At 64.8% G+C, this 25,954-nt stretch carries 20 protein-coding genes; 11 read left to right on the forward strand and 9 right to left on the reverse strand.

Features of this window, described 5'->3' with window-relative positions:
* The first annotated feature begins 168 nt into the window (after positions 1 to 168).
* The 3 genes from U4Y88_RS16995 (at position 169) to U4Y88_RS17005 (ending at position 3,038) form a co-directional block, all read left to right on the forward strand.
* Positions 169 to 867 carry a M35 family metallo-endopeptidase gene (locus U4Y88_RS16995; RefSeq protein WP_321785211.1) on the forward strand — a complete coding sequence of 233 codons (699 nt, stop codon included), beginning with the start codon at positions 169 to 171 and terminating at the stop codon, positions 865 to 867.
* A gap of 1 nt (position 868) precedes the next feature.
* Positions 869 to 1,279, forward strand: a complete 411-nt coding sequence (locus tag U4Y88_RS17000) for a hypothetical protein (RefSeq protein ID WP_321785213.1) — start codon at positions 869 to 871, stop codon at positions 1,277 to 1,279.
* Between the two features lie 217 nt (positions 1,280 to 1,496).
* The gene (locus U4Y88_RS17005) at positions 1,497 to 3,038 is read left to right on the forward strand and encodes a methyl-accepting chemotaxis protein (RefSeq protein WP_224008723.1); all 1,542 of its coding nucleotides are present in this window, start codon (positions 1,497 to 1,499) and stop codon (positions 3,036 to 3,038) included.
* On the opposite strand, the gene U4Y88_RS17010 is transcribed toward U4Y88_RS17005, so the two are convergent.
* Positions 3,039 to 4,274 (reverse strand): NADH:flavin oxidoreductase/NADH oxidase family protein, encoded by a 1,236-nt coding sequence (locus U4Y88_RS17010; RefSeq protein WP_321785215.1) that lies wholly within the window; start codon positions 4,272 to 4,274, stop codon positions 3,039 to 3,041. It lies immediately after the preceding gene.
* A gap of 197 nt (positions 4,275 to 4,471) precedes the next feature.
* Here U4Y88_RS17010 and U4Y88_RS17015 point away from each other — a divergent pair, with 197 nt between their 5' ends.
* Positions 4,472 to 4,987: a MerR family transcriptional regulator gene (locus U4Y88_RS17015; protein ID WP_224008718.1), complete on the forward strand. Its 516-nt coding sequence runs from the start codon at positions 4,472 to 4,474 to the stop codon at positions 4,985 to 4,987.
* A gap of 121 nt (positions 4,988 to 5,108) precedes the next feature.
* On the opposite strand, the gene U4Y88_RS17020 is transcribed toward U4Y88_RS17015, so the two are convergent.
* A complete protein-coding gene (locus U4Y88_RS17020) occupies positions 5,109 to 5,366 on the reverse strand; it encodes a hypothetical protein (RefSeq protein ID WP_321785217.1) in 258 nt (85 codons plus the stop codon).
* Between the two features lie 293 nt (positions 5,367 to 5,659).
* Between U4Y88_RS17020 and U4Y88_RS17025 the strand changes: the two genes are divergently transcribed.
* The 6 genes from U4Y88_RS17025 (at position 5,660) to U4Y88_RS17050 (ending at position 12,091) form a co-directional block, all read left to right on the forward strand.
* Positions 5,660 to 6,514, forward strand: coding sequence for an IclR family transcriptional regulator (locus tag U4Y88_RS17025; RefSeq protein ID WP_321785219.1), 855 nt, complete (start codon positions 5,660 to 5,662; stop codon positions 6,512 to 6,514).
* A 190-nt stretch (positions 6,515 to 6,704) separates the two neighbouring features.
* Positions 6,705 to 7,406, forward strand: a complete 702-nt coding sequence (locus tag U4Y88_RS17030) for an amino acid ABC transporter permease (RefSeq protein ID WP_321785221.1) — start codon at positions 6,705 to 6,707, stop codon at positions 7,404 to 7,406.
* A 128-nt stretch (positions 7,407 to 7,534) separates the two neighbouring features.
* Positions 7,535 to 8,392: a substrate-binding periplasmic protein gene (locus U4Y88_RS17035; RefSeq protein WP_224008710.1), complete on the forward strand. Its 858-nt coding sequence runs from the start codon at positions 7,535 to 7,537 to the stop codon at positions 8,390 to 8,392.
* 281 nt (positions 8,393 to 8,673) lie between these two features.
* On the forward strand, positions 8,674 to 10,842 hold the full coding sequence (locus U4Y88_RS17040) for a putative bifunctional diguanylate cyclase/phosphodiesterase (RefSeq protein WP_321785223.1): 2,169 nt from the start codon (positions 8,674 to 8,676) through the stop codon (positions 10,840 to 10,842).
* A 196-nt stretch (positions 10,843 to 11,038) separates the two neighbouring features.
* Complete coding sequence (locus tag U4Y88_RS17045) at positions 11,039 to 11,389, forward strand: PilZ domain-containing protein (protein WP_224008706.1); 351 nt, start codon at positions 11,039 to 11,041, stop codon at positions 11,387 to 11,389.
* Between the two features lie 66 nt (positions 11,390 to 11,455).
* On the forward strand, positions 11,456 to 12,091 hold the full coding sequence (locus U4Y88_RS17050; RefSeq protein WP_321785225.1) for an ABC transporter ATP-binding protein: 636 nt from the start codon (positions 11,456 to 11,458) through the stop codon (positions 12,089 to 12,091).
* Here U4Y88_RS17050 and U4Y88_RS17055 read toward each other — a convergent pair.
* Complete coding sequence (locus U4Y88_RS17055) at positions 12,077 to 12,625, reverse strand: GNAT family N-acetyltransferase (protein ID WP_321785227.1); 549 nt, start codon at positions 12,623 to 12,625, stop codon at positions 12,077 to 12,079. The genes U4Y88_RS17050 and U4Y88_RS17055 overlap by 15 nt on opposite strands.
* Before the next feature lie 242 nt (positions 12,626 to 12,867).
* Here U4Y88_RS17055 and U4Y88_RS17060 point away from each other — a divergent pair, with 242 nt between their 5' ends.
* Entirely contained in the window at positions 12,868 to 13,338 is a 471-nt protein-coding gene (locus U4Y88_RS17060) for a hypothetical protein (protein WP_321785229.1), read from the forward strand.
* Positions 13,339 to 13,374: 36 nt separating this feature from the next.
* On the opposite strand, the gene U4Y88_RS17065 is transcribed toward U4Y88_RS17060, so the two are convergent.
* The 6 genes from U4Y88_RS17065 to U4Y88_RS17090 form a co-directional block, all read right to left on the reverse strand.
* Positions 13,375 to 16,599, reverse strand: coding sequence for an EAL domain-containing protein (locus U4Y88_RS17065; RefSeq protein ID WP_321785231.1), 3,225 nt, complete (start codon positions 16,597 to 16,599; stop codon positions 13,375 to 13,377).
* A gap of 224 nt (positions 16,600 to 16,823) precedes the next feature.
* Entirely contained in the window at positions 16,824 to 17,708 is an 885-nt protein-coding gene (locus U4Y88_RS17070; RefSeq protein ID WP_321785233.1) for an alpha/beta hydrolase, read from the reverse strand.
* Entirely contained in the window at positions 17,705 to 18,907 is a 1,203-nt protein-coding gene (locus U4Y88_RS17075) for a glycosyltransferase family 9 protein (RefSeq protein ID WP_321785235.1), read from the reverse strand. The genes U4Y88_RS17070 and U4Y88_RS17075 overlap by 4 nt, the downstream gene beginning before the upstream one ends.
* On the reverse strand, positions 18,904 to 20,988 hold the full coding sequence (locus U4Y88_RS17080) for a sulfotransferase (protein ID WP_321785237.1): 2,085 nt from the start codon (positions 20,986 to 20,988) through the stop codon (positions 18,904 to 18,906). The genes U4Y88_RS17075 and U4Y88_RS17080 overlap by 4 nt, the downstream gene beginning before the upstream one ends.
* A 168-nt stretch (positions 20,989 to 21,156) precedes the next feature.
* Positions 21,157 to 24,351, reverse strand: coding sequence for an autotransporter domain-containing protein (locus U4Y88_RS17085; protein ID WP_321785239.1), 3,195 nt, complete (start codon positions 24,349 to 24,351; stop codon positions 21,157 to 21,159).
* A gap of 444 nt (positions 24,352 to 24,795) precedes the next feature.
* Positions 24,796 to 25,818 (reverse strand): response regulator, encoded by a 1,023-nt coding sequence (locus tag U4Y88_RS17090; protein WP_321785241.1) that lies wholly within the window; start codon positions 25,816 to 25,818, stop codon positions 24,796 to 24,798.
* Positions 25,819 to 25,954: the final 136 nt, after the last annotated feature.

The raw sequence follows: 25,954 nt of genomic DNA on the forward strand, positions 1-25,954 counted from the left end.
AGTCATGCGCAGTCTAAGCGCTTTGTTGAACGTCAGCGCCCCGCGAATTGATCAAACCCCAATTCAGACGAGTCTGATGTTGCCCGCAAAAGCCCCCCGTTAATTTGGAGAGTCAGGCGCCGGACGAGACCGGGCCGGGAAGCGGACTCTCCACAGGAGGCATTGCGTATGAATGATTTATCAAAAGAAAATTCATATGGATTCAGACGAAGCGAAGACGAAGAGTGGTTTCTCGTTCACGATTCCGCCGTTACCAACACGAATCCCGATTCGATTGTCGAAGTAGTAATCAACACGCGACCCATGTGTGAAAATATGACGAATCGCGAATTCAGAGATCTTATCAGGGACATTCTCAAGCGTGCCGTCCCACTCGTTGAACGTCGAATTGCGGCTCTGCAAACCTGGGAGGGCAATGAGCGCAACCGTGTCCAGCGCTGGTTCGGTCGAAACGACGATGCAGCGCGCGCGATTTTGTTAGCCGGATTGCCGCGAGTTGCTTCCGTACTTCGATCGCTGACGCCTGGTAATTTCGTCCGCGCCAGCAACGACAACGACAAAATGCTGGGCTGTACGCCCAATCCTGTCAGCGCAGAACAAGAGGCGGCACACGTCTGCGGTCCAGACACTGCGACGCATACAATCAGCATCAGCCCGAGATTCTGCAGCATGCGTCATTGGTCTGCAGATTCAGATTCACGCGTTTCAACCGTCATTCATGAAGTCACCCATTTTCACGACACGATGGCGACGAAAGACTCGAAATATACGATCGCATATACATTGCGGGATTGGGCGCAGGTGCATTCCGATATTTCGTTGAATAACGCCGATAGCATCGCCGGTTATATCGTCGAGGGTGACTAAATTGAATCGAATAATCGCTTCTATATTCCTGATTGCTTGCGCGCCGCCTGCATTCGCGTGCTCTAGCCAACCAGGAGAAACGCGTGACATCAATTTCGCATTCAATTCCAGCGCGATCAGTAACGCCGAAATGCTTGCGCTTGCGAACTGGATCATAGACATGGGCGACGCTCGATCGACACTCGAAGGAATTTCCGTTGTCGGTCTCGCCGATGCGCGCGAGCAATATCCACAACGTATTGCGGAAGACCGTGCGAGAAACGCAAAGGATGTGCTCGACACACTAGGGGTGCGGTCGGCAACTGCCAGCGTAGTCGCCCACGTATATAAACCTGCTACGGAAGCGAACAAGTACGAGCCGACGGGTACGAGAGCCGAAGTGACGCTCATTCCGGCTTGTACAGACAAGTAGTTTGTCACCTTGCTGCGTCGATGCCTGAAGTCGCAGCACGCATTCAGGCCGCACGCGCCAATTGCTCGTCGCCGCCCGTCCGACGCGGCGCGCGGCGGCCTCCGCAATTACCCGACTCAAGAAGCGCGGCGCCGTGCCGATATGCATTAACCAAATGGTTAATTTTGCGGAAACGTTCATCCCGCACGGCGTCTTTCCCCGTCTTCTTCGAGTCGAAATGAAAGTCTCAACCAAGCTGATCCTTCTCGTGGGCACCGCGCTTGTCGGTGTCATCCTGATCGCTGCGACCACCTTGTCGCAATTGAAGCAGTCGCTCGTCGAAAGCCGGCAGCAGGAGATCACTAACCTGTTGCTCAAGGCCGAGCATCTGGCGCTCTACTATCAGCAGCAGGAAGCACAGGGCAAGCTCACGCGCGACGCCGCGCAGACCGCGGCGAAGGCGGCCATCGGCGAATTGAACGCGGACAGCAAGAGCTATTTCTGGATCACGACGACGGACAGCATCAACCTCGTGCATCCGAACCCGAGCCTGATCGGCACGAAAACGGGCGGTAATCGCACGACGATGGGCGATCTCACCGACACGCAGGCCTATGCGCAAGGGCTGCAACGTGAGCACGTGGCGCTCGTCGACGTGCTGATCCACCGCTCGGCGAACAGTCCGCTCGAACCGAAATTGCAGGGCGTGGTGGCGGTGCCCGCATGGCAATGGTGGATCGGCACGGGCTTTTTCTACGACGATATCAACGCCGCGTTCTGGCGCGTCGCGCGCACGATGATCGCCATCGCCGTGCTGATTTTCGCAGTGGTCGGCACGATGGCGTGGCTCATGACGCGCAGCATCCGCCGCGCGCTCGGCGGCGAACCGGCCGACGCGACGGCGCTGGCCGCGCAGATCGCAGCAGGCAATCTGACCACGCCGATCGCGCTTGCCGCCGGCGACCGTACGAGCCTGATGCACGCGTTGCACGAAATGCGCGTGAAGCTGCGCGATCTCGTGCAGGGCATCCAGCAGTCGAGCGATTCGATCGCCACGGGTTCGTCGGAAATCGCGCAGGGCAACGCCGATCTTTCGCAGCGCACCGAGGAGCAGGCGGCCTCGCTCGAAGAAACGGCGGCGAGCATGGAGCAGCTCACGGCGACGGTCAAGCAGAATGCCGAGAACGCGCGCCAGGCGCGTCAGCTCGCGGTGCTCGCCTCGGATGCGACGGGGCGCGGCGGCAGCGCCGTCGACGAAGTGATCGCGACCATGCAGGGCATCGCGGGCGAGTCGAAGCGCATCGGCGAGATCATCGGCACGATCGAGGGCATCGCGTTCCAGACCAATATTCTGGCGCTCAACGCGGCGGTCGAGGCCGCGCGCGCGGGCGAAGAAGGGCGCGGTTTCGCGGTGGTCGCAGGCGAGGTGCGTTCGCTCGCGCAACGCAGCGCGGCGGCGGCGAAGGACATCAAGGCGCTGATCGGCTCGTCGGTGGATCGCGTGGATGCGGGCTCGGACCAGGTCGCCGTGGCGGGCGAGCGCATGAAGGAAATCGTGCAGTCGATCACGCGCGTGAGCGACATCATGGGCGAGATCGAGGCGGCGTCGGTCGAGCAGAGCACCGGCATCGAGCAGGTCAATCAGGCGGTCTCGCAGATGGATACGGTCACGCAGCAAAACGCGGCGCTGGTCGAGCAGGCGGCCGCCGCCGCAGCCGCGCTCGACGAACAGGCGGCACGGCTGCGCTCGACGGTGGGCGTGTTCCGCATCGCGGGCTGATCAACTCTTTGCCTGCTGAACGATCCAGCGTCGGTAGCGGCGCGTGCGCGCCGCTTCGGCGACTTGCTGAACGATCAGCGCACGCAGCGGCGAGACGTTCGGATCGGTCCGCTTTCCCGCGCTCAGCCGCTGCAACTGGAATTTCACGGCGGCCATATTGGCCAGCGACGCGAGCGGCTTGTTTTTCCACGTGATGGGCGCGAGCGCGGGCGCGGCGTCGTGGCCCGCGCGCCAGTCGCGCGGCAGGTTCGGATCGATCGCGAGCGCCGTGCCGATCCCCACCATATCGACGCCGCTCGCGACCACCTGTTCGGCAATCGCGCGGCGGCGGATGCCGCCCGTGACCATCACGGGCATCGTCGCAATCGTGCGGATATCGCGCGCGAACTCCACGAAATAGGCTTCGCGCGCGAGTGTGCGGCCGTCGCGTGCGTCGCCCTGCATGGCGGGCGCTTCGTAGCTGCCGCCCGACAGCTCGACCAGATCGACGCCAAGTTCGTTGAGCCATTGCACGACGCCGCGCGCGTCGTCGGCGCTGAAGCCGCCGCGCTGGAAATCGGCGGAATTCAGTTTGACGGCGACGGCGAATGATGGCGACACGACCGCGCGCACCGCTCTCACGATCTCCAGCAGCAGACGCGCGCGATTCTCCAGCGAGCCGCCCCACCGGTCGGTGCGCCGGTTGCTCAGCGGCGAGAGAAACTGGCTCAGCAAGTAGCCGTGCGCCGCATGAATCTCGACGCCGGTGAAGCCCGCGCGCTCGCCGAGTTGCGCGGTGCGTGCGAAGCGCTGAATCACGTCGTCGATGACCTCGTTCGTCATCGCTTGAGGCGTGGCGAAATGCTTCGACATCGTGCCCAACGCGAGCGGCACCGCCGATGGCGCCCACGTCGGCTGCCCGAGATTGGCGCGCATCTGGCGCCCCGGATGATTGATCTGCAGCCAGCATTGCGCGCCGTGCGAACGGCCGACGCGCGCCCACTCGCGAAATGCTTCGAGGTGCTGATCGTTTTCGAGCACGACGCCGCCGGGTCCGGTCATCGCGCGGCTGTCGACCATCACGTTGCCGGTGATCAAGAGGCCCGCGCCGCCTTCAGCCCACGCCCGATAGAGCCGCATCAGTTGCGCCGACGGCGCGTGATGCGCGTCGGCCATGTTTTCTTCCATCGCGGCTTTGGCGATGCGGTTCGGTATCGACGAACCGTTGGGCAGGGCTAAGGGGTCGAACACATGCATGGCTTCACCTCGTTGGATCGTGTGCCGACTTTAAGGTTGAAGCCAACTTGAATGTCAATGGGCGAGTGGCGATTTAGGGCGCGAATTTTTTCTATCGTCGCGATAGGGCACGCGACTTGACCTTCAAGTTCACTTTAAGCTTAAAGTGCAGGCTGAAGGGCAGTCGGCGCCTGGTTTGAGCGCGGAGGTCGAAAGACATGAAAATCGGAGAACTGGCGGAGCGTACGGGCCTGGCGGCTTCACGCATTCGCTTTTACGAGGACATCGGCTTGTTGAAAGCCGAGCGAGAACCGAATGGTTATCGCCGTTATGCGCCCGAGGCGGTGCTCGTGCTCGATCTGATTACGAGCGCGCAGCAGGCCGGTTTCAGTCTCGACGAGATCCGCATGCTGCTGCCGCTCGATAGGGCGCAATGGCAGCACGGCTCGCTGATCGAGACGCTGCGCGGCAAGGTTGGGGAAATCGAGGCGCTGCAACAACGGCTCGCGCAGAGCAAGGCGCACCTCGTGGCGCTGCTTGCGGAAATCGAGGCGAAACCCGACGATATGGATTGCAGTGCCAACGCCCAGCGCGTGCTTTCACGCATCCGTTCGGGGGCGGTGAAAGCGCCCGCGCTGGCCGCCGAGGACGTTAAGGCACTACGTAAAAATAAAACATCGGCTAAAACAGCGCGCCCAGCCACAAAAGCGCGCCGTCCGCTTAAACGTGCTTAATGCCGTTCGTGCGCAGCCGCGTGCCGAATCGCATAACGATATTGACTATGCGTCCGGCATCGTTTGGTTTACCACTCTCTCAGGTTCTATTTTTTTGGCCGATCAAGCTGAGTGTTCGCCGCTATTCTTTCAACGTGGCGAGCAATTGATCAATTTCGTCGAATTGGCCATTCGACAATTGATGGGTTTGCATCAGGTCGCGCAAACGCTTGCGCCAATATCCAGGCGGCAAACCTAAATCGTTCATATCGTCGGCGGACAATCGCCGCAGCACCGCCTTGATATGCACGATCTCGTCGTGGGCAAGCCTCGACGAATGGGCGCCCGACAGCTTCTGTCTGGCATCCCCCTGTAAACCCCGTTCCGACATGATTCCCATTGTTCTTCGCCTGGCATTGAGCGATGCGCATGCCCTGAGCGCATCGCGGCCGGTTGGCGTCCTGTTGTCATCTGTTTGGGTTGGGCGCGCGGTGAATCCGCGGCGCATCCGTTCTGCAACCCCATTCGCGCTGGATTCAATCGTTCGGCTATACCGAACGACGTTCGGTAGTGTTATTTATGGTAGGTTCCGCCCTAGTGACTGTCAATATCGACTGTGCGAAGCTAGCGAATCGCCGGGTGGGTTCGCTAACGGGACGAACTTGTACGAACCGGTACGGACATGAAATAACAATGACGCAAGCCGCTCAAAACCAGACCATTCACAATCAGGCCGCTCAAACCTCCGAAGACCGCTACGCGCTGCGCAGCGTCAGCCGTGCGCTCGACGTGCTCGAAGCCCTAGGGGCGTGCGGAAGCGAAGGACTCACGGTCGCCGAAATCGCCACGGTCATCGGCGTGTCGAAAAGCACGGCGTTCGCCTTGTTGCAGACGCTGCTCGCGCGCAGCTATGTGATCGACGTGCGGCTCGGCGGCTCGCGGCGTTACCGGCTGGGTTTCGCGCTCGTGCATCTCGGCGACCGCGCGGCGGCCGATATCGGCGTGTCCCAGCTTGCGATGCCGGTGCTGCGCGAACTGACCGAGGCCACCGGCCTCACGTCGCGGCTCGCGGTGCTCGACGACGAGGGCTACGCCGTGGCGATCGCGCGCATGGAGGCGCCGGGTATCGTGCGCATTGCGTCGGCGCTCGGTCAGCGCGAGCTGCCGCATTGCTCGGCGCTCGGCAAGTCGCTGATGGCGTTGCTGCCGCCCGCGCGCGTCGTGAAGCTGCTCGCGCAGACGGGCATGCCGAAGCGCACGCAGTTCACGCGCACGACGCCCGCCGAATTCATGCGCGATCTGATGCTGGTGGCCGAGCGCGGCTACGCTTTCGACGACGAGGAAGACAACATCGGCGTGGTCTGCGTGGGCTCCGCGATCACGAACCGCGACGGCGAGGGCGTGGCGGCGATCAGCGTCACCACGCTCAAGACCGGCCTCAGCGAAGACGACCTGCACGCGCTGGGCGGCACGCTGCGCATGTATGCCGAGCGTATCAGCGGCATGCTCGGGGCGCAGGTGCAGTCGCTGGCGGCCGCGCGTGCCTAACTAACCAGTACGCACAAGCCGATATAAGCGCACATCAGCGCGTAAAAGCACACAAAAGCACGCGCTAGCGCGCAAGAACACACAAGAATTCAAACGCGGACGCGCAGCCTCCCGGCGCTCGACGGGCACGCGCGCCGCCGCATTCCCGGAATTACCGCACTCCCGCAGGGCCGCCGCGGGCAAGGACCTCATGCCGACCACGCTTCTGGAATTATTCGACCTTCACGGCGCGAGCCACTATCTGCCCGAGCTGCTGCGCGGCGCGCTCACGAGCCTCGAATTGACGTTCTGCATTCTCGCGCTGAGTTTGCCGTTCGGCCTCGTGCTCGCCATTGGGCGGATCAGTCACGCGCGGCTGCCGCGATTGCTGGCTTCGGGCTATATCGAGTTGATTCGCGGCACGCCCGCGCTATTGCAGCTTTTCTATATTTATTTCGTCTTGCCTTCATTTGGCATTCGTTTCGATCCGTTCGTCGCGGGCGTGATCGGGCTGTCGATCAATTATTCGGCCTATCTCGCCGAGGTGTATCGCGCCGGCATCCTCGCGGTGCCGAAAAGCCAGCTCGAAGCCGCGAAGGCGCTCGGCATGTCGAACGGCCAGACGCTCAAGCTGATCGTGCTGCCGCAAGCGCTGCGCATCGTCGTGCCGCCGCTCGGCAATTACGCTATTTCGCTGTTCAAGGACACCTCGCTCGTCTCCATCGTGACGGTCAAGGAACTGATGTTCACAGGCCAGATTATTTCTTCGACGAATTTTCAGTACGCCACCGTATTCACGATCATCGGCGCGATATATTTGGCGTTCTCGTGGCCGAGCGCGTTTGTCGTGCGCTGGCTCGAACGCAAAATGGGCAGTCCGCGTTTCGCGAATTCCACGGCCGGACGCCGATGATGCACGCCGCATGGCTATTGGAATGGCTGTTGAAATTCACACGCGCATGATGGCGCATTTCCTGTGCGTGCAACGATCATTTTGAAGCGGTAAAACCGTTGCTAACCCCACTTGTCCTGGAGCGTCTCGTGCGCAAAATCATGCTGGCGCTGGCCGCCTTGCTGGCGGGTCTGGCCGCGTTGCCCCCTGCTTATGCCGACGACACCGCCGCGATCACGAGCGTGCGTTTCGACGGCGGCGACGGCTCGTATGCGCGCGCGGTGCGCAACGGCGTCACGCTGGCGATCGCCGCCGATCCGCCGTCCACCTTTCTCGACGACAAGACCCACGCGTTCGACGGCGCCGACGTGCGCATCTTCAAGGAGATCATGAAGCGGCTCGGCATCGGCAAAGTCACCTGGAACATCATGCCGTTCGACGCGATGATTCCGGCGCTGCTCTCGGGCCGCGCCGATATCATCGTCGACAATCTGCATGAGAACGCGCAGCGGCTGCGCGTGGTGTCGTTCACGAGCCCCGCGTACTGGTACGGTTCGGCGATTGCCGTGCAGCGCGGCAATCCGTTGAAGATTCACGGCTGGGACGATTTCGGCGGGCGCACCATCGGCACCTTGCGCGGCAGCATCAATCACCAGTTGCTCGACGGGCGCAAGGATCTCAAGGAGCTGAAGCTCTATACGAGCAGCGAAGCCGAATTCGCCGACCTGATCGCGGGGCGCATCGACGTGGCGATGGAAGACGGCATCAAGATCAGCCTCTTTCTGAAGCAGCATCCGAATTCGGGCATGGAGATGGTGGCCGATTACCGGCCGCTGCCGCAGGAATACGGCTATGCGCGTTACGCGCTGCGCAAGGGCGATGTCGATCTGAATCACGCGGTATCGCGCGCGCTCGACGAATTGCGCGCCGACGGCACGCTCGCCTCGATCCTCAAACAGTTTGGCTATACCGACCGCAATCTCTGGTATTTCCCGGTGAAGAACTGAGCGTGCGCTCGCGCGGTAAGGCAGCGTAAGGAGCGCGCGCCGCGCCGCGCGTGCAGGCCCTTCAGGTTTTCACGCCGCTGCCGTTATGCCGGAAGTCGATACGCATCGATGCGTCCTGTCGAAGTCGAATCGACGCTGAATACAATCCACGCCGCGCTGAGAGACGCGGCGTCGGTGCGTGCGCGACGCACAGCCCGATGACGGGCGGCTCATGCGCACGAACGCGAGACCTGAACAGAATCAGAACGACGCGCAGGAGAGACGCGCGCAAAGGGCCACGAATGAACGGTGTCTATAACCCGCTGTTGACGTGTCTGTCCGTGGTGGTCGCGTTCCTCGCGTCATTCACGGCGCTCGAAGGCGCGGCCGTGCTCAGTACGGTGACCAGCAGCCGCTGGCGCCACGCGTGGCTGCTCGGCAGCGCGTGCGCGATGGGCATCGGCATCTGGTCGATGCACTTCATCGGCATGATCGCGCTGACCTTGCCGATCGCCGTGGGTTACGACCTCGACGTGAGCGCCACCTCGCTCGCGCTCGCCGTGCTCGCGGCCCTCGTGGCGCTCGCCACCGTGAGCCGCGGCACGCTCTCGGCGCGCCGCCTGCTCGCGGCGGGCGTGGTGATGGGCATCGGCGTGTCGGGGATGCATTACACCGGCATGATCGCGATGCGTATGTCGCCGTCCATCGATTACGACTTCTCGCGCGTCGCGCTTTCGGTGGCGATCGCGATGGGCGCGTCGATCGCCGCGCTCTGGCTGGCCTTTCATCTGCGCGATTCGCGCCGCGAAAACATCGTCTGGAAACGTCTCGCCGCCGCCGCGATCATGGCGTTTGCGATCACCGGCATGCATTACACGGGCATGAGCGCGGCCACTTTCGCGGAGGGCAGCCGCTGCCTGGGCACGCACAAGGTCGATGCCAACACGCTCGCGTTCGCGGTGGGCGTGGCCTCGACGGCGGTGCTCGTCGGCACGCTCTGGATCTTCGGCACGCAGGCGAGCCGCCTCTCTGCCTCGCTCGATCGCGCGACGCGCACGATCCGCCATCTCGGCACGCACGACGCGCTGACCGATCTGCCGAACCGCGCGTATCTGATGTTGCGCGCGAAGGAACTCGTGCAGCGCAGCGCGCGCGGCGGCGGGGCGCTGGCCGTGCTGTTCGTCGATCTCGACGGCTTCAAGATCGTCAACGACACGCTCGGCCACAAGATCGGCGACGATCTGCTGCGCCAGGCGGCCGGGCGCATTTCGGATTGCGCGCGCAAGGACGATCTGGTCGCGCGGCTCGGCGGCGACGAGTTCGTGGTCGTGGTGTCGGGGCCGCCGGGCGTGCCGCGGCGCGGCCAGGGCATGCGCGCCGGTGCGGATCAAACCGACGTAGACGGCATGGCCGGCGATGGGCGCGAGACCGATGCCGCCACGCTCGCCGAAAGCCTCGCGCGCCAGATTCTCGCGAGCCTCGCCGACGAGTTCGTGCTCGCCGAGGCCATTCCGATCCGCATCGGCGCGAGCATCGGCATTGCGCTTTCGAAAGACGAGAGCACCACGCTCGACGCGCTGCTGAGCCACGCCGACTGCGCGATGTACGCGGCCAAGCGCGGCGGCCGCAACACCTTCCGCCGCTTCGAGGACAGCATGAGCCAGTCCACGCTGCGCTCGCTGCATATTCAGCGCGACCTGCACGTGGCGCTCGCGCGCAAGCAGTTCGATCTCGTGTTCCAGCCCAAATTCACCGTCGACGGCAAGGCCATGACGGGCGCCGAAGCGCTGCTGCGCTGGGCGCATCCGGTCCTCGGCAACGTGCCGCCGCTCGAATTCATTCCGATCGCCGAACGCGCGGGTTTGATGATCGCGATTGGCGACTGGGTGCTGCGCGAGATCTGCGCGCATCTCGCCGATTGGGAGCGCGAAGGGCTCGCGCCGATGCCGATTTCGATGAATCTTTCGGCGATGCAATTCAATTTGCCGCGCATCGTCGAGCGGATCGACGCGATCGTGGCGGCGGCGGGCGTGCCGCCCGAGCGGCTGATGTTCGAGATCAGCGAGTCGACGGCGATGCAGGACGTGGACCGCACGCGGCACGTCGTGCAGGCCTTGCGCGATCGCGGCTATGCGGTGGCGCTCGACGACTTCGGCACGGCGCTGTCGAGCCTCGGCCATCTGCACGATTTCCGCGTCGATCAGATCAAGATCGACCGCGCCTTCGTGAACGGTCTCGATGACACTTCGACACGCAGCTCGGCGCTGCTCTCGGCGGTCATGGCGCTCGCGCGCGTGCTCGGTATCGAGGTCGTGGCGGAAGGCGTAGAGACCGTCGCGCAATCGCTCAAGCTGCTCGCGCTCGACTGCGATCAGATGCAGGGCTTCCTGTGCGGATCGCCGCTCGCGGACGGTGAGTTCCGGCGCGCGATGGCGGGATCGATGACGGGATCGATGGCGATAAAAAACTGAATGGCGGCGGCGCTGAATAATGGGTGCGCGATCACGGCGTGTCACGCTACAATCCGCGCTCCGCAGGGTAATGACGTAAGCGACATAAGCGACTTATTAGCGTTTCCATTTCACGGAAACCGGGGCGGGACTTGAATCGGGTCCCCGACGCGATCAGCACGATAAAAATAAACCATGAAAAACTGGTGTGAATGCTATGGGCAGTGAACGCGATTTCCGGCGCGGCGTGCGCACGCCGATGTTGTTCGCGCCGCTGCTGCTGAACAAGGACGGCAGGGCGCTCGCGCAGGTCGCCGACCTGAGTTCGCACGGCGCGCTGCTGCATGCGCGAAGCGGGCTGTTTTCGCGCGGCGAAACGGTGTCGGGATGGCTGCAGTCGTCGGCCGTCGACGACGATGATGAGATTGTCGTCGCGGTGTATCTCGACGTGCGCTGGATTGCGGAAGATCACGAGCACGGCTGGAGCCGCGTGGGCTGCGAAATGCATCCGCTCGATTCGCGTTCGATGGCGCGGCTGCACAGCATGATTGCGAAAGCGGCGCCGTAGCGAGGGCGTGAGTCCGCGAATGGGGTATCGTTCGAGCTTGCACTTTTTCGCTCGATCCCCGTTCCCATGCTCCGATTCGACAAGCTCAGCAAACGCTACGGCGGCCACGTTATTTTTCAGGGCCTCCATTTCTCCACCGGCCCCGGCTGCGTGGCGCTCTGCGATGACAACGGCAGCGGCAAATCCACCTTGCTCGGCCTGCTCGCGGGCACGATCGACGCCGACGAAGGCGAGATCTGGCTCGACGGCCATTCGCTGCGCCGCGAGCCGCTGAAGGCGAAAGCCGCGCTCGCTTTCGTGCCCGACGATTGCATGGCGTATCCGATGCAGACCGGGCGCGAATTGTTCGAACTCGCGGCGTCGGCCAGACAAACGGCCGTCGACGCGCGCACGCTCGACCTCGCGCATCGCTTCGGGCTGGAGCCGCATCTGGAGAAGCGCTTCGAGCAGATGTCGCTCGGCACGCGCAAGAAATTTTTCCTGACTGCGGCAACCATCGGCGACCCTGCCGTTGTCGTCGTGGACGAAGCGAGCGACGGACTCGACGCGGCCGCGCGCGCCGTGCTCGTCGATCTGTTCAAGACCTTGGCGACGGATCGCGTCGTGTTCTTTTCGAGCCACGATCAGAAACTCGTGCACGCCTGCGAAGCCCAGATCACGAACTTCGCGGAACTGGCGGCGGGCGCGTCAAACGCGCGCTAACGCGTAGTGAAATTCGTCGCTGACGGCGCCTTTGAATGCGTCGGCGTGATCGACGCGCCGGACGCATTCAAACCCCAGTGACTCGGCCAGCCGGATCGACGCGATATTGCGCGTATCGATTTCCGCATGGAAACGGCCGATGCCATAGACCTCCTGCAAAGCGGGCAGCAGCGTGCGCAGCGCTTCAGTTGCGTAGCCGCATTGCTGGCTCGACGTGAACACAAAATACGCGATCCAGGCTTCTCTTGAAGCCAGTTGAATCGTTGCCTGCACGTAACCGTGCGCGCGACCGTCATGGCCGATCAGCGCCCAGTTCAACCAGGCCTCGCTCGCGTCGGGCGAGCGGCGGCCTTCCAGCTTCCGGTAGCGGGCGCGCAATGCGTCCATGCTGGCGGGCGGGTCTTGCGGAATGTAGCGATATGCCGCCGGGTCGCTCAGCCCTTCGAACAGGATGGCGGCGTGCCGCGTGATGAGCGGCTCGATGCTCAGGCGCGATGACAACACGACGGCGGATTCGAAGTCGGCGATGCTCAAGGGAGTGCACCTCGCGAGTAATAAAGGCGATTCAACTATCCCGCTAAATTCTTACGAAAAGGAAATATGTGGAAATGATTGGGAAGTAATTCAATTGTCCGAATTAAATCCATGCGTGTAAACCTCAAGTATTGAAATTCCCGGTCGATATAAAAGGGAACGAATATCGTCGGCGTCGTACGGTGAAGCATGCAAACGTTAAAACTTCATGTCGGCGCGTAAATATGCGGGGTTAGTTAACTATGCAGGTTACGTCATCCACATCCAGTCAGGCACTGGCCGGGAACGCGCGCGTCAACGCGAGCGCGCCCAAGGCGGGCAGCAACGATGCGAATGCGCAACCGGAGCCCAGCACGAAAGTCACGTTGTCGAACGAGGGCTTGCAGAAGAGTGCCCAGGCGTCGGCCAGCGACGCGGGACAAAGCAGCACCTCGAATCCCAACACGAATACTCAAGGCACGGATACGCAAGACGCCGGCACGTCCAGCGCCGACGCATCGGGCTCGACGGATTCGAACACATCGAGCACCGCGAACGCATCGACCGATCCGGCCGCCGCGCCTTCGGCGCTCAAATCGGTGACTTACGGCGTGCTCGGCTTGCCCGATCCCTCGAAGCCGCCGGTGACGAACACGGCCTTCGGCCTTGGCAAATGCTTCGCCGCGGTCGGCACGGTCGTCAGCACGATCATGCTCGCGCTGAAGTTCCTCTGATGTGATGCCGCGCGCGGCGCGGCCTGTTTCAGCCGCCTAGATTGCCTGGACCGCTTCGCTCTCGCACACATCGGCGCGCGACTGCATCCATTTCAGTAGTTCGTCGTGCGGCAGCGGCCGCGCATACAGGAAGCCTTGCAGCTCGTCGCAGCCGATGCGGCGCAGCGCCTGTGCTTCGTGTTCCTGTTCGACGCCTTCGGCCACCACGCGCAAACCGAGTTCGTGGCCGAGGCCCACGATCGCACGAATCACCGCGAGATCGGCGGGCGCGTCGAGGCGGCCATTCACGAACGCGCGATCGATCTTGAGCCGGTCGAGCGGGAAGCGCGGCAAATAGCTGAGGCTCGAATAACCGGTGCCGAAATCGTCGAGCGAGAGCTTGACGCCCAGCGCGCGAATCTCGTTGACCACGCCCAGATAGCGATCCACGCTTTCCATCAGCACCGTTTCGGTGATCTCCAGTTCGAGACTGCCCGCGTCGACGCCATGGGCCGCGAGGCTGGTGCGCAGCCGCTCGACGAGTTGCGCGTCGTCGCGCAATTGCACCACCGAAAGATTGATCGACACGCGAATGCGCGGCAGTCCCGCCGCGCGACAGCGCGCGATCTGGCGGCACGCTTCGTCGATCACCCACGCGCCGATCGGCACGATCAAACGCGTTTCTTCGGCGATCGGAATGAACTGCGCGGGCGGCACCAGACCCAGATGCGGATGCTGCCAGCGCAGCAGCGCTTCCACGCTGAGCAGCTCGCCCGTCGCCGCATGCACGCAAGGCTGATACGCAAGCCATAGCTCGCCGCGTTCGACGGCGGTGCGCAAATGCGTGTCCAGCTCCAGCCGCTGACGCGTGCTTTCGGCCATCTCCTGCGAGAAGAATTTGACGAGATTGCGTCCGCTCGATTTCGCGCGGTACATGGCGGCGTCGGCGTTCTGCATCAATGTTTCGATATCCTGACCATCGTCCGGGAACATTGCGATGCCGATACTGCACGCCACCTGCAGGCTCATGCCGCCGATCGTGTGCGGCTCGCGCATCAGCGGCAGCAGCCGGTCGTCGATCAGGCGCGCGACGTCGGCGGGATTGGCCACGCCGCCGAGCAGCACGGTGAATTCGTCGCCGCCGAGCCGGCTGACCGTGTCGCCCGCGCGCACCGATTGCAGCAGGCGCCGCGAGACCGAACGCAGCAGGCCGTCGCCCGCGTGATGGCCGAAGGTATCGTTGATGTCCTTGAAGCGGTCGAGGTCGATGAACAGCACGGCCGCCTGCTCGCCGGTCTGCCGCGCCGTGTCGATGGCCGCGCCCAGACGCCGCGTGAACAATGCGCGATTGGGCAGTTCGGTGAGCACGTCGTGTTCGGCGAGAAACTGGATGCGCGCATCGCTTTTCTTGCGGTCGGTGATGTCGATCAGCGTGCAGATGTAGTGCGAAACGCTGCCGTGCTTGTCGCGCACCGCGCTGATCATGAGCCATGCGGGATAGTCGCCGCCCGCGCGCCGCCGCACGACGGCTTCGCCGTTCCAGACGCTGGAGATATCGACGAGCGCCGCGAGTTGCTCCATCAGCGGCGCGTCGCTGCCGCTCGCCACGATGAAGCGGGGCAGGGTGCCGCTGATGTTCGCGGCGCGATAACCGGTGGCGCGATAGAACGACGCGTTCGCGGTCAGCAGGCGGCGCTCGTTGTCGAGAATGAGGATGGCTTCCGACGACGCTTCGAACACCTTCGCCCAGAGTTCGAGGCGCTGCTCCATCAGCTTGATCTGATTGATCGGCGTGAAGGCGGTGAGCACGGCGTCGCGGCCCTGGAACTTGAGGCGCCGCGCCGAGAGCATGGCCCACGTGGGCTCCTCGCTCGCCAGCCAGCGCACCTCGAATTCGTCGATCGCATCGCGGTCGGAAAGCTGCTGGAAAAAGCGCGCGCGCACGGCGGAATCGAGGCCGTAGGCCCACGGGTCCGAGGTGCGGCCGTTGAGCCAGTAAAGCGCCGGATGATTCGCGTGCAGCACTTCGTGACCCGGCACGGCCGTGACCATCATCGGCACCGGCGTGGCTTCGACGAGCGCGTGCTGCGCTTCCGAGGCGCGCGCGGTGGCGGCGAGTTCCTTTTGCACGTCGCGTTCGTGATCGAGCTGCGCGAGCATGTCGTTGAAGCCCGTGACGAGCTGGCCGATTTCATCCTGGCTGTGCCACGTGGCGCGCAGGCGATGATCGCCGGTGCGGCGCACGGTGTCCATCACGCGCGCGAGCTGGCGCAGCGGCCGCGAGATCTGCTGCGCGACCAGATAGACCATCGAGAGAATGCCGCACAGCAGAAAGAGCGCGGTGCCCAGATGCAGCCACATGCGCGAGAACAGGCCGCTCACGCGCGCATGCAGCAGCGTGTCGAGTTCCGCGCACGTCGCGTGCCACGCGTCGCCCACGCGCGCGACGAGCGTTCGCTGCGCGGCGTCGGCGGCGGCGAGCGTGGCCGGGTCGGTGCCGTCCAGCGCCACGGCCGCGCGCGCGGCGTCGCGATAGGTTTCGAGCGCCGCGAGCAGACGCGTGATCGGCGCATCGAGCGCGCGCCGCACGTCCTCGTTGGCCGCGCCCGCCTCGGCGAAGTCGGAGCGCAGTCCTTGCGCCACGGCGTCGAGCTGGCCTTCGAGCACGAGATAGCGCGTGCTCAATTCGCGCCGCCGCTGCGCATCGCTCGCGCCTTCGTGCAGGCGATGGCCGATGCCGTCGACGGCGTCGAGCAGCGCGGGATAGCGCAGGATCGACAGCGACATCGAGTAATAGCTGTCGAGGTCCGGGTCGAGAATCAGATTCGATTGATTGCCCACGCGCGTGATCAGGTCGCGGCAGGCGGTGAGCGCATCGTGGACGGCGCGCGATTCGGCGGTGTCGGTGGCGATCGACGCGTCGGGCACCTGCGCGAGCGCATCGAGCGCGGCGCGCACGCGCGTATTCAGTGCGGCGCTCTGCATATTCGCGCCGTATTGCTGTTCGGCGCTGGCGAGCGCGGCCTTGGTTTTCGCCACGTGCTGCGCGTCGAACGGGCCGCCCGCGCCGCGTTGCGCGACATCGATAATCGCATCGCGCACGCTCGCGAGATACGCATTGCCGACGATTTCCTTTTGCGAGAAATCGATCGAGATATATTTTTCGTGAATCAGGATGCTGCTGATATAGACCACCGCGCTCAGATCGAGCAGATAGATCAGCAGCAATTTGCGGCCCACGCGCAAGCGGCCCAGTAGTCGAAAAAACGGATTGTGTTTCATCGCTCGCGCCAAAATGACATCTTGTTTTACGCTACATTCTGAACTGAAAACCGCCGTGCCCAATATTAGCGCGCGAGTTTACGCGCCTTTCATCCCTGTTTGACGGCAAGGTTGCGCGCGCACTTAAGTACGCTTCCTCTAATTCCCCGTGTTGGTGTGCGGATGCGTCTGCGTGGTGCGAATGCGCACTACGATGGCGCGCATTCGCGTTTCGCATTCCTGTTTTATTCGCAGCGCGGCGCGATTTTCAATAGCTCGGGCCATTGGCTGCTCCAGTCGCCGTCGTGCGCCATGCCCGGCACCGTGCGCACGCTCACGCAATGGCCGCCCGCCGCCGCTGCGAATCGGTGCGCGACTTCGGGCGTGACGATGCGGTCGGCGTCGCTGTCGAAATGGATTTGCGCAATCGCGGCGACGCGCGGAGCGGCGTCGATGGGATTGAGCGAATCCGGCATCGCCGAGACGCCGTGCGTGCGATTGATGTACTCGTCGTCGAGATTGCCGGCCACGGTGCGCAGCGTGGCGATGTCGTCGCGGCGCGCGGCCACCAGCACGGCGATCGCGCCGCCGCCCGAAAAGCCGATCAGATTCAGACGCTGGCCCGGCGCGCGCGCGGCGATCTGGCCGATCGCGTCGTTCATCGACGTCACCACGTCGGGCGCGAAACGTTTGCCGGTCCACCAGGGCACCGCGCAGCGCGGGTTGAGCGCCATCGGTGTGAACTGGCAGGGGCGCGCGAGATAGACCACGTTCGGCGCGGGATCGGCGGCCGCGAGCGCGAGGCCGGTGGCTTCGCGCGGCGTGGGATCGAGCGAGGGTTCGCTGCGCGAGAGCCACGCGAGACCGTCGCCTTCGATATAGACGTCGATCGGCTGGCCGGGCTGCGCGATGCGCGTCCACGCGGTGAGCACGAATTGCGGCGTGGCGATCTGCTCGCGCACGAGCGCGGCGGGCTGGGCGCGCGCGGCGAGCGAGTCGGCGTGCGCGTTGCGGTCGAGTTCGGCGCAGGCGCTCAACTGCCATACCGCGCCGATCACGAGGCTGAATGCGCCGAGAGCGCGCCAGGTTTGCCGGCTTGAATAGCGGCGCATGAAAGTCGTGAGGCTCATGGTGTGGCGCGTCGCGGTGTGTGCGCGACGAGGCGCGTGAGATCGGTGGCGAGCGCGCGCAGGACGCTGTCCCAGTCGCCGCGCTGCGGCTGTCGATAGAGGTTCATCGACGGATACCACGGGCTGTCGTCGCGGCCGAGCAGCCAGCGCCAGTCGGGCACGAACGGCAGCATCACCCAGACGGGCCGCCCGAGCGCGCCCGCCAGATGCACCGGCGACGAATCGACGGAAATCAGCAGGTCGGCGACTTCGAGAATCGCGGCGGTGTCCTCGAAATCGCGGATCTCGTCGCTCAGCGACAGCAGCGGCATGCCCGCGGGCGGCTCTTTCGCCTGCGCTTCGGCGGGCCCTTTCTGGATCGACACGAAACTCGCGCCGGTGGCCGCGAGCGGCGCGAGGCGCGAGAGCGGCAGCGACCGGTTCGCGTCGTTGCCGTGCGTCGGACGCCCGGCCCAGACGAGCGCGACGAGCGGGCGCGGCAGATGCGCGAGACGCGCGCGCCAGTGCTCGACGCGTTGCGGATCGGCGCTCAGATAAGGCGTCTGTCCCGGCAGGTCGGAAAGCTTGAGCTGCATCGCCATCGGCAGGCTCATCATTTCGCAATGCTGATCGAATGCAGGCGGCAGCTCGCCGCGCACCACGAGTTCGTCGTAGCCGACGAGGCGGCGCGCGAGCGGCAGTGCCTCGGCGTTCACTTCGAGCACCACGTGCGCGCCGCTGCGCGCCTTCGCCCACGGCACCATGCGCATGAACTGGAAGGTGTCGCCGTAGCCTTGCTCGTCGTGGATCAGCAGCGTCTTGCCGGTGAGCCGCTGGCCGTCCCAGCGCGGCTTCTGCACCTTGCGCTCGTATTGCGTCGTGTGCGCGAGGCTGTAGCGATAGCGGTATTCGCGCCAGCCGCGCTCGAATTCGCCGAGCAGCAGCAGCGTTTCGGCGAGATCGAAACGCACCGGGTAATCGCCGGGCAGATTCGCGACCAGCATTTCCTGGATTGCGCGCGTGCCCGCGAGCTTGCCTTGCGGACGCAGCGCGGCGGCGAGCAGACGCCACAGCCGCAGCGGCCCGGTGCCCGAGGCGAGCGAGGGCGCGAGCAGCGCCTCCGCTTCCTCGTAGCGGCCCGCGTTGAGCAGCGTTTGCGCCGACTTTTCGAGCGACGCGAGTGCCGAGAGTGCCGCGAGATCGGCTTGGCCCGTGCTCATGGTGCGTCTCCGTGCGTCGTGTCGGCGTGCGTCTTCACGCCCGCGGCGGCGAGCGCGGCAAGCAGCGGTTGCAGATGCGCGGCATGCGCGTGCCAGCGGCCCTTCGAGCTGCGATAGAGCGGCTGACGCACCTGGCTCACGCTGGCGGTGCGCACCACGCGCGGATTGGTGTGGAAGTCGAGACAGGCGGCGTCCCACGGCAAGCCGAGGAAATCGATCAGGCGGCGCGCCTGGCCTTCGAGATCGTCGATCACGTCTTCGTAGTCGACTTCGATGAAACGGTCGGCGGGCAGCGACTCGCGCAACTGCGTCATCAGCCTGGCGTAGTCGCCGTAGAACGCGCCGAGTTCGGCCTGATCGTAGCTGAAGCGCTGATCGCCCGAGAACACCCGCGTGTAGCACGACAGGCAGGTATCCACGGGATCGCGCCGCACGTGCACGATGCGCGCGCCGGGCAGGATATGCGGCACGAGCCCGGCGTAGATGAAGTTCGCGGGCATTTTGTCGATCAGGCGCGCGCGTCCTTGCGCGAGCGGTTCGACGCGCGCCAGATAGTCCTCGCCCATGCGCGCGAGCTGCGCGGCGTCGAGCGTCGCGACGCACGCCGGATACGGGGCATGCGCCGCGCTGTGCGCTTCGAGCACGTGACGCAGGGCGGGCAATTCGCCCGCGCCCGTGACCTGCGAATGCGAGGACAGGATCTGTTCGATCAGCGTGGTGCCGGAGCGCGGCATGCCGATGACGAACACGGGCAGTTCGGAGCGCGGTGCGTTCGCGCCGTCGAGACGTGCCGACGCGAAGGCCGCGCCAATGCGTGCCATCCACGCGCGGGTGGCGGCCGGATCGTAGACGAGGCTCGCGCGCTTGAGGCGGTTGCCTGCGTCGAAATGGGCGAACGCGCGCGCGGCTTCGCCGAGGTCGAGCCACGCTTTGCCCAGCGCGAAGCGCGCCGTGATCCGTTCGGGCCGCGCGCGCTGCGCGCCATCGGCGACGAAGGCTTCGAGCAGGGCGATATCGGGGTCGTCGGCGCGCGTGAAACGGCGCGCGTTGGCGCGGCCCGCGAGTGCGCCCACCGAGCCGGGGAACGCGGCGAGCGTCGCTTCGTAGACGGCCTGCGCTTCGTCGCCGTGGCCTGCTTCGAGCAGCAGCATGGCGCGGCCGAGCATCGCCTGTTCGCGCAGCGCGCCGGGCAGTTCCGCCGCGCGCGCGTAGGCGTCGAGCGCTGGCGCGGTCTGGCCGAGCGCCTGCAGCACGCGCGCGTGCGTGAGGTGCGCGTCGGCGACTTGCGGTGCGAGTGCGAGCGCGTCGCGCGCGACGACGAGCGCTTCGTCGGGGCGCTCGAACTGGCACAGCACCTTGGCGCGCGCGATCAGCGCGCCCGGATGGCGCGGCGCGAACGCGCCGAGCATGTCGAGCGTGCGCAGCGCGGCAGCAGGGGCGAGGCGCGCGCTTTCGACATCGGCGAGATTGAGGTAGGCGTCGATCAGATGCGGGTCGAGATCGATCGCGAGACGGGCTTCGGCGGCGGCCTCGTCGAGACGTCCCTGGGTCGAGAGCAGGAACGCGAGATTGCTGTGCGCCTGCGCGTAGGACGGCTTGCAGGCGAGCGCTTCGCGATAGCAGGCTTCGGCGAGGTCGAAGCGGGCCAGCCTGCGCCACGTGTTGCCGAGATTGTTGCGGGCTTCGGCCGAGTCGGGCTGGAGCGCGACCACGCGCTCGAGACAGCGCCGGCTTTCGTCGAATTGCCCGATTTCCTGCAGCACGATGCCGAGATTGTTCCAGCCGGCCACCAGATCGGCGTCGAGCGCGACGGCGCGGCGCGCGGCTGCTTCGGCTTCGGCGAGATGGCCGTGCTGGCGGCACATTTCCGCGAGATTGGCGTGGTACGCCGCGGGGGCTTGCGGCGCGCGGCAGGCGGCCTGGAGATGCTCGATCGCGAGGTCGAGCTTGCCGTAGGCGTGCGCCATCAGGCCCAGCAGATGCAGCGCGTCGGACTGCCCCGGCGCGACGGCCAGCACGCGCTGGCAGAGCTGTTCGGCCTGGGCGGCTTGCCCGGCGTTCCAGTGGGCGTGGGCGCGCATGAGCGCCTCGGCGAGAGTCAGGGTCGAAGGAGCGTTCTGGTCCGGCATGCGCGGTGGTCGAATTCGTGGCCCGGCGGGCGAGGGTTGAATCGTTCGGCCCGCCTGCCGCGCCCCGTGAGGGCGGCGCGGCAGGCGGGCCGTCAGGCTTGCGTTATGTCGGCGACGACATTAGAAGCGCTGTTGCAGACGCAGGATACCGGTGTTCGAGATGAACCCGGAACCGGCCTGCAATTCGTAGCGTGCGGACACGCTCAGGTTGCTCGCGCGCACCAGCGTCACGCCGATCGACACATCGGCGAGATTCGACAGCGGCGTGGCCGCGAGCGTCGTGAACGCGGTCGCGCCGGTCGGGTCGGCCGCGAAGCTCGCGCTCGTGGTCTGACGCGTGCGATTGTAGTCGTGGATCCACTGCACGCGCAGTTCGGGCACGAGTTCGCCGTACGAGGTGCCGAACGACTTTTCGAGCTTCGCGCCCAGTGCGCTGCGCACCGAGCTCGAATGCTCGCCGCCGATCGTCAGCGCCGAACCGTTGCCGCCTGTTTCGGTGTAGCCCGCTTCGTTCAGGTAGCTGTACGTGAGGCTCGCGAGCGGCGTGAGCGTCATGCCCGCGAGCGCGATCGGCCAGCCGGCTTCCGCGCGCGCCACGTACTGCTGGCCGCTGAAGCTGCCGTAGGCGACGCCGCTATAGCCCGTCATGTTCACGGCGCGCGTGGTGTCGAAGTGCTGCAGCGTGGCCGCGCCCGAGAGATTCACGTACCACGGCGAACCCGAGTAGCTCGCGTAGCCGATCAGGCCGTAGGCGTTCACGTCGGCGCTGTCGCCCGACTCGCTGCCGGTGAAGTTGATCGCCGTGTGCGAGTAGTCGAACGCGCCGCCGACGCGCCAGTTGTCGCCGACGCTGCGGTCCGCGCCGAGCAGCAGGCCGCCGTAGTTGGCGCTGTAGCCGTCGGTGTCGTCGCGTTCAGCCTGGCTTGCGTGGCCGCCGAATGCCTGGCCCCACGCGGTCCAGTGCGTCGGGCTGTCGCCGGTCGAGAGGCCGGTGGCGCCCGACGAGTGCGCGATGCGCAGCGCGTCGATGTGCGCGCCGACCACGCCGACTGCGTCGAGCGTTGCGGCGGAGCCGGCGTACTGCGTCTGCAGCGGTCCGAGCTGCTTGCCGAGCTGGTTGGCGGTGCTGCTCGAACCCGTGGCGAGCGAGGAGATCGCGGCGTCGTAGAGGTTCAGCAGGGCGGCGTTGCTCACGCCGGTGTAGCCGAGCAGGCCGGAGATCGCGTTCGAGGCGTTGGCCTGGGTCGCGACCTTCGTGTAGTCGGTCGTCGAGCTGCTGGACGAGCCGCTGCCGCTCGACGAACCGTCGCCGGTCGAGCTGGTGGTGGTGCCGACGCTGTCGACGGTCACGACGAGGTCGGTGTGGCCGTCGGAGGTCGTCACCGTGGTGCCGGTCAGCGTGGCGGTGACGCCCGCGATCGAGTAGTTGAGCGTGCCTTCGTTATAGGTGCCGGTGCCGGTCGCGTCGACCACCACGAAGCGCTGGCCCGCGGCGAAGCTGTAGCCGCCCGTCGTGCTCTTGAGTTCGACCGACGAACCCGAGGCGATGGTGGCGTTGCCCGACACCACGAGACGGCCATAACCGGTGTCGGTGAGGCTGCCGGTAGTGATCGCGCCGCTCGTCACGCCGATCAGCAGCGTGGCCGCCTGGCCTTGCGTGTAGTTGCCGGTGATGGTCGTGACGCTGTCGACTTCGAGCGTCGCGCTGTTGTTGTAGACCGTGTTGGTGCCGACGTTGATCGAGTCGTTGAGCAGCAGGTTGCCCGAGTCGAACACGAGGTCGGCGTCGGTGCTGGTGATCGTGCCGACCGTGCCGTTGTAGCCCGTCAGCGTGCCGAAGATCGTGCCGGTGCCGCCGCTGATCGTCAGCGCGTTGCTCGACGCATTCTCGATGTTGCCGGCGATCACGCCCGTGTTCACGATCGAGCCGATCGACGCGGTCGCGGCGTTGACGATCGCGTAGCTGCTGCCCGTGATCGTGCCGCTGTTGGTGAGCGTGCCGATCGAGCCGAGGTTGTCGACGCCGTACACGCTACCGCTGACCACGCTGGTGTTGTTGATCGAATCGATCGTGCCGACGCTGCCGTTGTAGATGCCGAAATAGCCGGAGATCTCGCCGCTATTGTCGATCGAGCCGATCGAGCCGAGGTTGTCAATGCCGACGCTGCCGCCGAGACCGATGGTCTTGCCGATGATCGTGCCACTGTTGTCGATCGCGCCGATCGAGCCGGTGTTGTAGATGCCGTAGTTCGCGCCGCTGATGACGGTGCCGGTGATCGTGCCGCTGTTGTCGATCGAGCCGATCGTGCCAACGTTATAGATCCCGAAGTAGCCGGCGGAGATCGTGCCGCTGTTGCTGATCGTGCCGATCGAGCCGAGGTTGTCGACGCCTTCGTAGTTGCTGCTGATCAGTCCGGTGTTGTTGATCGAATCGATCGTCCCGGTGCTGTCGCTGTAGATGCCGATATAGCCGGAGATCGCGCCGTCGTTGTCGATCGTGCCGATCGTCCCGAGGTTGTAGATACCGTAGACGGTACCCGTGCTCGTACCGGCAATGGTCCCGCTGTTTTCGATCGTGCCGATCGAGCTCGTGACGCTGCCGTTAAAGATGCCGTACGTCGAGCCTTCCATCACGCCGGTGTTGCTGATCAAGCCAATCGTGCCGGGCGAGTTGTCGATGGCCGCGAAAGTGGTGCCAATGATCGTGCCGTCGTTGGTGATCGTGTCGATCGTGCCGGTGTTGCGGATGCCGGTGTTGTGCGCCTGGATCAGCGCGCCGGACTCGTTCACGATCGACGTGATCGAGCCGAGAACGTTGTAAATGCCCGAGTTGTTGTTGGCCGTGATGGTCGACTGATTGTCGATCACGCCGATGGTGCCCTCGCTGTACACCCCGTAGTTGCCCGAGAGCAGGCCGGCGTTGATGATCGACGCGATCGAGCTGCCGCTAAGGTTGTAGATCGCGTTCGTGCCGCCGGTGATGGTGCCGTTGTTGGTGAGCGTGCCGATGCTGCCGTCGGTCTCGACGCCGGTGGCCGTGCCGCTCACCGTCGTGGCCGAATCGATCGTCTGGTCGCCGCTGGTGTAGGTCGTGCCCACGGCAGGGCTGACCGCGTACGCGCTCGTCGGCGCCGTCATCGCCAGCGCCGATACCGCCAGCGAGAGCGCGCTGAGCGCCGGACGCCACACGCTGGCCGACGCGCGCGTCGTCGTGCCGTTCGACACGGAGTGCAGCCCGTGTCGCTTCGCGAGTTCCGATACCGCTTGCCACGTCCCCTGGCTCGCGTTCCAGACTACGTTGTATGCCTGATTCATTGTTCGATTTCCCCGTCTTTCCTTTGCACTCGCTCCAGGCGCGACGAAAACGACCGGGGCGAGGCGGAACTGGTCTTGTATTCCGCCAGCGGGTTTATCGGCGTTAAGGATCCGAAATTAAGTATTAACTTAGATGAAATATTGGGTTTTTCATTTCGTAATCTTACGCAAAGGTTTGCGCGTGCCTTTTTAATAAAAGGGCGCGATTAAACGGATGGGAAAAACCTGGAAAGCCTGGTGGGGCGGGTGTTTGCGGGATTTTGGGGCGCGATGATCGAGTCGTGAACTGTAAGCGCCGGTTAAACGTTTGCGCGATCGCGCAGCGTCAGAAAATATTACAGATTTACCGGGGATTTAAAGCGGGGAATACCGGCTGAAAGATTCGGCTATTTAATAAAAAACGGACGCTCGTGCGGCGTCCGTTTGAATTCAGCGAATGCGCTTTTAAACGCGCGTCTGCTCGAATGCGCGTTCCGCAAACCGTTCGATCCACACCGCGAGACGGTCGGCGGCGAAGCTGTCGGCGCGCGGGGCGGCGCGGCAGAGTAGGAGGTCCGCGTCGCGCCCGAATTGCAGCGCGCCGCCCGCTTCCTCGATCCACAGCAGGCAGGCGAGCCAGGCCGCGTGCGCGTCCGAAACGGACTGGCCGACCGGCCGCGCGAGGAATTCGCTGAGCGTATCGGGCGCGGCCCAGATCAGCGCATCGCCGCTGCCGCGCACGCGCTCGCCGAGCGCGTCGGCGACCACCTGCACGGCGTCGGCGGCGCTGCGTCCCGCCAGTTGCGTGCGCAGTTGCGCGAGCCGCGTGGCGACCGCGTGGCCGAAGCGCCCGCTCGATTCGCTTTCGGCGCGCACGAGATCGGCGTAATCCATGCGCTGCCAGTCGGGCTGCACGTTGCCCGTGCCCGCGAGATCGGCGCCCGCCAGATACGTTTCCACCGGCTGGAAGCGCCCCGGGCCGATCAGGCTCGCGCACAGCGTCTGCACGATGCCGAGCCGCGTGGCCACGGTCTGCGTCTGCATCACGCCGAGCTTTTCGCGCACGAGTTGATCGCGTTCCTTGCGCAGCCCCGCGAGTTCGAGCGCCTGTTTCATCTCCATGCGCAGCGCGGTGATGTCCCACGGCTTCTTGATATAGCGATGGATCTGGCCTTGATTGACGGCCTCGACGGTCTGATCGAGTTCCGAATAGGCCGTGGTCAAAATGCGCACGACGTGCGGATAGCGCTCGCGCGCGTAACGCAGCAGTTCGTTGCCGTACTCGCCCGGCATGCGCTGGTCGGACACCAGCACAGCGAGGCTGTCGGCGTGGGCGTCGAGCATCGCCTTGCCGTCGTCCACCGAGCCGGCCGTCGCGACCGGCGCGATCGCGCCGATGGCGCGCTCGAAGTATTTGACCGCGGTGGCTTCGTCGTCGACGAACAGAATCGCCGGGGGGGGCGTCTGGCTGGCAATCGTGTGGCTCATGAAACACTCCTGTGCATTCGATTCTTCAAATTGGGGGCTGCCAGCGTCGCGAATCGCGGGACCTCGCGCCTGAAACATCGGGCCTGGAAGCGGGCCTGGAAGCGGGCCTGGAAGCGGGCCTCAAAGCGGGGCTGAA

The sequence above is a fragment of the Paraburkholderia sp. J94 genome (genome assembly GCF_905220285.1).
In the GTDB taxonomy this organism is placed as follows: Bacteria; Pseudomonadota; Gammaproteobacteria; order Burkholderiales; family Burkholderiaceae; genus Paraburkholderia; species Paraburkholderia tropica_A.